We start from the raw sequence: 6,037 nt of genomic DNA on the forward strand, positions 1-6,037 counted from the left end.
CGTAACTAAATCAGCTATGCAAGCCTACGTATCAACAAAAGAGGAATTGCAAGAAGCAGTCGCAGAGGCGGTTGCAGAAATTATCGATGAAAAACTCCCTTCTATAATAAGAAAGGCCAACAGAAGTGAATGGCTCACTACTAAAGAGTTAAGAGAGCTTACAGGTTGGTCCTACAGGTCGCAAAAGCACCTCCGGGATACCAAACAAATTCCATTCTCGCAGCACGGTCGGAAGATTGTATACCCTACTGAGGGAATAGAAGAATTTCTTCGAAACAATGAAATCCAGCCCAAGAAATCAAACAAATAGGCTGGTAAAATGAGAAGTAAAACACAAGGCAATTCCATACAATCATTTGATTTGGTTAAAGGAAAAAGGAATAATCCATACAGTATTCTATACGTACCACGTATGTTTGCTCAGCATCCCTTTCCAAAATCAAATTTAGACAAAGATTCTTATTGGACTGTTAATGGAGATAAGGTTTTAATACTAGTCTCAGGTCATGATTATAGTCCTAAAGAAAAAAGGACTATACCTGTCGGGTTACCTTTCGGAATGATTCCAAGGCTTCTCATTCTAATGATTACAACTAGAGCAGTATTAACAGGAAAGAGAGAAATAAAGTTATCCCCAAATATTTCTCAATTTTTGAAAATGATTGGATATGAAGTTTCTGGTGGTGAGCAAGGTTCTTTGTCTCAACTATATGTACAGCTTAAAAGGTTATTGAATTGTAGAGTTTCCTATCAACATTACAAAGATATAGATAATCCGATGCAAGGGCAGTTTAAACGTGACATGGGGCCAATTGATGAAATGGAGTTCTGGGAAGCGACTTATGACGAAGAAAGTAATCGCTTAAAAGATATTCGTATAAAACTACATGAACATTTTTACCGGGAAATAATGAACCATGCATTTCCAGTAAAACAGGAAGATGTCAATAAGCTTCGTCCATCAACCTTAGCTTTGGATCTCTATCTATTTCTTTGCCACCGGGTCTTCAATTTAAAAAGGGATACCTATATCTCTTGGAAAGATTTGAATAAACAGTTTGGTTCAAACTATGCAAATCATCTCGATTTTGGCAGCCGGGCAAGAAAGTATTTGAGAAAAATTAAAAGCGAAGTCTATCCACAGGTAAACTTTGCTTTTGAACCAGGAAGATTGGTCTTAAAAAAATCACCAACACCCGTAAAAAAGTTATCCACAAATAGCCGTTGATATGAAAAGTTATCTACGAATTAACTGTCACAACGATTTTTAAATTTACGAATTAACTGTCACAGCTTTAGGTCGATTTACGAATTAACTGTCACACTTCCTATAGCTTTTACCTGTAGTTATTTATACCTGTAGTTAGCAGGGGCTGGAATGTGGAAAACTCATAGACCTTAATAATTACTCGTAATACAAATATTAAAACCAAGAATTGATATAGCCTCCATGTTAAAAACAGGTTTAGATACGGACATAACTTATGGTTCTGTTAAAAGACTGGAAGCAGTATATGAGTTTGAGAAAGAGTTGTACTAATAGATTTTAACCATAGGTAAATGACAAATTATTGAGATTCGCTATGCTTATAACGAATAAATAAATGATCTAATGATTGAAAATACACTTAAATAATGATAGCCAGCTCTGTGTTACGTATTACATATCGATTCGGGTACCGAATTCGCCATGTATACCTAACACCACTGGCCAATTCGCAGCTTGCCTGCGGCAACTGCTCAAAGTAAAACTTCAACTGCAAAGCGGCTATTAGCTGAAATAAGATCTTGTATTCTATGACTGAAAAGTCGAAGATATTATCCATTCGTTTTACTCCTAATGCACTGGACTGGATCGTCCGGCAAGCCCGGGAAGTGGGTGTTTCAAAGGGCCGGTATATACGAAAGGTCGTACTCGGAGAACTGCCCCCGGCCAAGGTTCCTTTTGGGACCAACCAGCGATCCCTTAAGCTTGCTGATGATATTACCCACAGGGAAATGCGACGGATGGTTTTTCGACAATTGCCCATGGTGGGAAACAACCTGAATCAACTCACAAAAAAAGTTAACTGCGCAGATGAGTTCACAAAACAAGAACGGGAACAAATTATGATTGACATTAAGGTCTGTCGGCAAGATTTGGACCAACTATCCATTAAAATAATGGAGGCCATCTTATGACCGGTGCAGAGGTAAGTTTGGGGAGCCATTTTAGTGGGGCGTTGTGGTATGGACTGGAGAAAGATAAAAGCCGGGTGGAGTGGATGGAGTTTTGGAACGTAAGTACCCACAGCGTGAAGGGGGCGGCCATGGAAATGCAGGCGGTGGCAAGCCAGTCAAGGTGCGAGAAGCCTGTCTATCATACGTCCCTGAACTGGGCCCCGGAGGATAACCCGACCGAGGCCGAAATGCGGGAGGTGGCCCACCGGTATTTGGAGCACATGGGATTGGATAGGAACCAAGTGCTGCTGGTTGCCCATAATGATACGGATCATCCCCATGTTCACATTATGGCCAATCGCGTGTTTCCGGATGGACACCCCAACCAGCACAGGGCATGGGAACTTGATACGTACAATGGTCAGGGGCGGGAGCGGAAGGTTGACAAGTTCCATAACCAACGGGTCCAGGAGTTCCTTGAAGGGGTTGAAAAAGAGTACGGCTGGCGAGAAGTTGGGGGGAAATATCGAGCTACCGGAAAGGAGAAAACGGTGGGACGGAGCCTGAAAGATCACGAATACCACCGGGAACAGCGCAATAAGGAGATGGCCGCTGGGATGGGAATAGACCCAGAGAAGATTGACGGGCGTGCGGTATTGGAACGGGCCAAAGAGATTACCGACGAGTTGTTTCAAGCAACATCTTTTCGGACGTTTGACGAGGCATTGTCAAAGCGAGGACTATGGTTGGATATGGCCCGAAATAAAAAGGGCATGATTATTTGTGGGGGAACTCAAGATACGATTAAGGCCAGTTCCATTTCCCGGCAATTATCCGGTCCGCAGTTAGAGAAGAAGTTTGGACGATCATTAAAGAGTTATGTCTATGAGCGAGAACAGCAGCTGAAAGAGCTCGACGGAATGGTGCTGGCTGTGAATTGGCGAAGTGGAATGATCGAGGAGGAATTGCAAACACTTGAAATGATCTTAAATCAAAATCACAGATCAGCTGAAAAGCAGGTTCGGAAGCTGAAAAAGCTTGATGAGGGCTTTACCCGCGAGATTAAGAGGGAATATGAGCTATTCGATATGAAATGGGATCAGGCCTTTGAGAACGGCAAGGCCGCCCGCAGAGCCTTCAATAAAAAGATGCATGGGAAACCTATGGAGGAATGGGTGCCGGAGGGCCAGGACCGCCTCAGCGAGAATCCTGAACAATTTGGGGCTGTGAGAGAGCCAGGGGTTGTTACTCAAATGAGCCGGGACCTTCAAGAAATGGAGCGGCTGGCCGGAGAGTACCAAAAGTATTTCACTGAAGGGCTTAGTAAGGAGGATCGGCAGGCCCTTATTGAACATGCCCGCCACAAAGCCAAACAGCTAGTGTCCTCTATGCAACGGGTAGACGCACAAATATCACAACACCTGCGGGAGCAAATGAACGATCCGGACGTTTATCGGGCTGTCAGACGGGGCTATAATGAAGCCCTATCCCTTTGGCGGGCCGTGAGCCAAATACAAAAGGCTTACAGGAACATGGATATGTCTGACAACCAGATAAGCCCGCTGGGACGAAATCCGGAGCTGGACGGGAAGATGGCCGAGGCGATCAAGGTCTTAGATCAGAAACTAGATGGATATTACGCCGATCCTACCAAGGCGCGTGTTGCGCTTTGGGATATTATGTGGGACGATAAAAGCAAGGAAGTTGAAGCTATGATTGTCAATTCCGATGAATTTGGTGTTCGGAAAGGAAATATCACCAGAGGGGAGTTAAAAGAGGCATTACAAGCCCCAAAGCAGATACGCAAGGAGTTTAAAGGATTTCTCAGTGAGTTGGAACCGGACCAGGTCGAAGCCTATTTCCGGCATTTGCCGGAAGCCATGAAAGCCCGGTCCTCCGAGCATTTCCAGGCCCTTAGCCCGGCCGCTGTAACAGGGCTGGAACTTGTGAAGTCAAGCAGTCGGTGGCTGTCCCGCGCCAGCGGGACCGAAGCCGGGAGAGCGGTGTTCTCGATGTCCGCGCGAGCTGTTAAGGTATCAGCCAGTATTGCCATGATGCTCAAGAATCCCGCTATGGGAAGTCTGAGCCTGGCCAAAGGAATTATGAAGGATGCTATACAGCAGGCTAACGGGCCAGAGCGGAGGAAAGACCTGGGGCTCGATCGGTAAGACATTGGCCTACCGTAGCCCGATACACTACAACCACTACATGAACTACAAACACTAACGAAAATACGGATATGAATACCTGCATTGCTGTTACCAATCAAAAAGGCGGGGTGGCCAAAACCACCACAGCCGTAAACCTCGCGGCCGGGCTACAGCGGCTGGGGAAATCGGTATTGCTAGTCGACTCGGATCCCCAGGCTAATGCGACCTCGCACCTTGGCATTGATCGCAAACGCCTGCAGAAGACCCTGGATAACCTGTATTATGAATCGCAGCTGGATATTTCGGAGGTGCTGATCGCGCGCAACGGATTTATTGGGATGGACGTGATCCCGGCCGGAGAGCCTTTGGCCTATGCCGAGCAGAAACTCAGCGGCGTACCAGTTAAAGAGACCCTGCTTTCGGAGCGACTGGACGAAATCAGCGAGGATTATGATTATATCCTCATCGATTGCCCGCCCAATTTGGGATTTCTGACGATGAATGCCCTGGTGGCAGCTACCGATATGTTGGTGGTCATCAAGCCGGAGTATTTCGCCCTGGAGGGCCTAATGCGTATATCGGAAAAAGCCAACATGATTAAGCAGCGGATAAATCCTCAGTTGAACCTATCGGGATATCTACTTGCCAACTACGACGGCCGCAAAAACCAGCATAAAGCCATCCGAAATGCGGTTAAAGAAAATTTTCCGGGCAAGATATTCCAGACAATCATCCGGACCAATGCCCGGTTAAGCAATGCCACCTCTCAGGGGCAAACGATTTTTGAGTATGACCCTAAATCCCATGGAGCTACCGATTACCTAAACCTATCCAAAGAAGTGGAGGAGCGTTATGGCCGATGATGAATTTAATATTGATGAGCTGATATCCAGCGACGATGTAGCAGGATCCAATACACGTAAGACAAATAATACATCCACTACAGATAACTCCGATTCCAGCCTGCACCCGTTTTCGGTGCGACTGGATCAAGAGTATGTGGATATCATAAAAGCGCTGGCTTGGTGGAAGCGGATTAGCCAGCGAGAATTTATAGAGAACTGTATTAATTATTCACTAGAGAAAATGGATGAAGATCACCTTGAAACAATTTTAAACAGATTTAACAAAGAAGGTTAATTAAATCAGGTAGTTGTAGATTATGAATTGAGCTGTAGAAGAAGAACTTTTTCAGAGTAGTCACCGATCATTTGGTTATTTCATATTACATGTAATTGATCATTACAAAGAAGCCTATGAAAAGAACAAAGATTTTATAAACAGCAAGGTAAAAAGGCTAATCCTATAGCACTTGCCAAATATGGTGTCTGAACACATCATCGAGTATTTAAAAAACAGGGCGAATGGATAAGCCTACTTGAATTACAACAATGCAATGACCCCTTGCAAACTATTCAATACCAGCGCTTTAATGGTAAATTTGCATATGTTGAAAGTGTTCGGGCTTATAGGCCATTGTAGGACAACGTGAATGGTACGGAGCTAATGAAAAGTATTTATGATAAAATCGAAGAAAAGCGAATAAAAAGAGCTTGGAATAAAAAAATTATTTAGAAATGTATGGTGATCATGAAGAAGAGTTGAAATTGGACTATGAACGGGTGTGTAAACTGAAGTAGTCACGATGAAATCTGACAGTTTAGTTAGATTAGAGTATCCAACAACCTAATCACTAAACGCAGACTCACCATGACTACGCAAGACAA

General features: G+C 44.3%; 6 protein-coding genes. All 6 read left to right on the plus strand.

Annotated elements, in window-relative coordinates; translation table 11 throughout:
- Nucleotides 1-16 precede the first annotated feature (16 nt).
- The 6 genes from FN808_RS07755 to FN808_RS07780 all read left to right on the plus strand — a co-directional run bounded on the left by FN808_RS07755 (nt 17) and on the right by FN808_RS07780 (nt 5,450).
- Entirely contained in the window at nt 17-310 is a 294-nt protein-coding gene (locus FN808_RS07755; protein WP_142713985.1) for a helix-turn-helix domain-containing protein, read from the plus strand.
- 9 nt (nt 311-319) lie between these two features.
- On the plus strand, nt 320-1,228 hold the full coding sequence (locus tag FN808_RS07760) for a replication protein RepA (protein WP_142713986.1): 909 nt from the start codon (nt 320-322) through the stop codon (nt 1,226-1,228).
- 569 nt (nt 1,229-1,797) lie between these two features.
- Nucleotides 1,798-2,181 (plus strand): plasmid mobilization protein, encoded by a 384-nt coding sequence (locus FN808_RS07765; RefSeq protein ID WP_142713987.1) that lies wholly within the window; start codon nt 1,798-1,800, stop codon nt 2,179-2,181.
- Nucleotides 2,178-4,328: a relaxase/mobilization nuclease domain-containing protein gene (locus FN808_RS07770; RefSeq protein WP_142713988.1), complete on the plus strand. Its 2,151-nt coding sequence runs from the start codon at nt 2,178-2,180 to the stop codon at nt 4,326-4,328. Before FN808_RS07765 ends, FN808_RS07770 begins: the two co-directional genes overlap by 4 nt.
- A 71-nt stretch (nt 4,329-4,399) precedes the next feature.
- Nucleotides 4,400-5,173, plus strand: a complete 774-nt coding sequence (locus FN808_RS07775; protein WP_142713989.1) for a ParA family protein — start codon at nt 4,400-4,402, stop codon at nt 5,171-5,173.
- Entirely contained in the window at nt 5,163-5,450 is a 288-nt protein-coding gene (locus FN808_RS07780; RefSeq protein WP_142713990.1) for a hypothetical protein, read from the plus strand. The genes FN808_RS07775 and FN808_RS07780 overlap by 11 nt, the downstream gene beginning before the upstream one ends.
- The last annotated feature ends 587 nt before the right edge of the window (nt 5,451-6,037 follow it).

It is taken from the genome of Fodinibius sediminis, from assembly GCF_900182555.1.
In the GTDB taxonomy this organism is placed as follows: domain Bacteria; phylum Bacteroidota; class Rhodothermia; order Balneolales; family Balneolaceae; genus Fodinibius; species Fodinibius sediminis.